This is a genomic window from Dysgonomonas sp. Shenzhen-Wh21 (assembly GCF_043392705.1).
Lineage (GTDB): Bacteria > Bacteroidota > Bacteroidia > Bacteroidales > Dysgonomonadaceae > Dysgonomonas.
Map to the genome: position 1 here is coordinate 1 of NZ_JAIXHZ010000038.1, position 2401 is coordinate 2401.

2 protein-coding genes are annotated in these 2401 nt (G+C 30.0%); both read right to left on the bottom strand.

Translation table 11 applies throughout. The features are described from left to right. Positions 1 to 387: 387 nt before the first annotated feature. The gene (locus LDB17_RS02025; protein WP_252636723.1) at positions 388 to 567 is read right to left on the bottom strand and encodes a helix-turn-helix domain-containing protein; all 180 of its coding nucleotides are present in this window, start codon (positions 565 to 567) and stop codon (positions 388 to 390) included. A gap of 237 nt (positions 568 to 804) precedes the next feature. Then, positions 805 to 2401 (bottom strand): hypothetical protein (locus tag LDB17_RS02030; protein ID WP_393924858.1); only part of this gene is annotated, 1597 nt, incomplete at its 5' end.

The window sequence follows — 2401 nt, forward strand, 5'->3', positions numbered from 1 at the left end:
AAATTCTTTTAATGCATATTGATTTTGCTTCAGGTATGGCTCATAGGCATACCATTGCTACAAGTGTACAGTAGGAACAAATGTACTCTTGTCTGATCTATTCAAGACTATCTTTCCGATAGTACGAGGTTTGGAACGGTAATATCCGGTACTAACGGATGTGATAGTGAACAAATCCGAAGAATGGAGGAAAGAGGGTCGAAGGATAGGAGTTTATAAAAAATGAGAATCGTTTTTATTCTCGATTAATTGTATATCTTTGTTAGTGAAAGAGCTATTTGAATCTATGAAAATCAAAGCAGAGTAATGAGTCTCGGTGGTTTCTAAGTCATTACCTATTCCTTGTTTTGAATCAATTAACTTCCTGTATTTTAATCGAATATATTTTTATTGTAGTGTCCTGCGACTGATGCGTAATAATTCAGCAACCTCATTGCTGTCCATCCAGATGTCATTATCGGAATCATTGCCTTTGGTTTGTTCTGCCTTTACAACAAAACTAGCAATCCGATCTATTTTTGCTACTAGCTTTTTGAAAGCTTCGCTATCAATTGTTATAACTTCCATATTTGATTAATTTTGTTTTCATATTGCAAATATGGAATGATTTGAAAAGGTAGTTTTCATACTCGCTAGCGACTCGCCTGATTTTTCTTTATGAAAATAGACAATAAAGACTTAGCTAACTTATTATGAAGCAAAAAAAACAAATTCAAGATAACCTTATCTTGAATTTGTTTTTTTAATGAATATCTTTTTATTGATTTTTTATTGGATTGGACAGTAGATTTCAAAATATGATATCTAATTATCTTGTTTTATTTTGCCAAATGTCTCCAACTCGATATATTTAGATCTAAACAAATTCCGTGGTATTTTTTTTTGTAACAATAAATGGAAATTTTCTTCATGTGTAGATAAGATTAGCTGTTTTTTATGATTAATAACTAGGCTTCTTAATAAATCAATTGTTGATAAAATATTTATACTATCCATAGATTGAATCGGATCATCTAAAAAAATGCAATCGATTGCCCTGCCTTTGTCATCCGTAGCATTCAATGCTTTTGCCAGAAATATGCTTAGACTTAACACATTAAGCTGTGCCGCACTAAAATAGAGACTGGGAGAAATATATTTTCCCTGTTGCCCCTGAGTTTTAACAAAAACCGTTAGTTTGGGAGATACATCATCAAAATTACATGTAAAGTCTATTTCCTTGTAATCTGGATGAGGATCTATTTTTGAGTATATGTCAACAATCAACTCTTTATGGAAAAAAGAATTAATATGAGTTTGAATATGAGTCGCCAACCCTTGCCTTTCTTTTTCAAGATCTTTTTTAAGAGAGGACTGTTTTCTTAAACTATTTTCGGCCAACAGAGTATCCTCTTTTATTTTTCGTTGCTTCAAATATGGTAATATATATTCTTTCGATTTTTCTAACTTCTGATATTCTTCTATAATGTTTTTCTGATGGCTTATTCTCTTTTGGTTATCAGAATACATCTTTCGCATAAAGCCTATTACCTGTTCTTTGTTTTCAATATCTTCTTTTGGTATACTGATTTTATTCATAAATCCATTAAATCCCGCTAAAGATCCGAGAATTAACTCTAATTGAGATTCTTTATTTGTAATATTACTTTCTATTTCAGAAACCTTAACAGGAAGAAGGAGTTCATTTAATCTGTTGATCGTGACATTATATTCTGTGATTTGAGTTTCTATCTGCTTTATTTTATCCGATTCTTTATTTATTAAATCTTGTATTTGTTCCAAACTGATATCTTCAATAAAATATATATTACTAAATTCCAAAACTTTATTATATTCCGGATTTTCTTTTACAGATAAAATGATATCTGCAGATGTTTTGTTTTTAGTTGTTAACGCTTGTATTTTATTGTTTAATAATGTTTGCGTCTCATTCTCACTGGCTAATTTATTTTTCTCAACTTGTATTTCTGCTATATTTTTTTTCTTCTGGTTCTTTAATTTCAATAGTAATTCTACTTCATCCAAACTCTCGGTTTTCTTTGTATATATTTCTAATTCAGTCACTTTATCGGTTATCGTATTCTCTAGGGATAAAATTGCTTGTTTTATGGAGTTTATATCTTTTGTGTTTCTTAAAATATCAAGATCTAATTGTCGCTGTTTTTCTAGAATTTCATTTTTGATCTTATTTTTCAAATCATCAAGTAAATCTTTGTTCGCTTTCAGTCTGACTTCCTCCAATGATTTACTTTTTAATAATATGCTCTCTTTTTCTGACAAGATAGGATTTTGCGAGATCCTATTTAACAAATCTAGAAAAGACTCATATTTAGTATGGCATAACGGACAAAATTCAGATTGAGACTTTTCTATAATCTCTGTACCTTCTCTAATCAGAGAC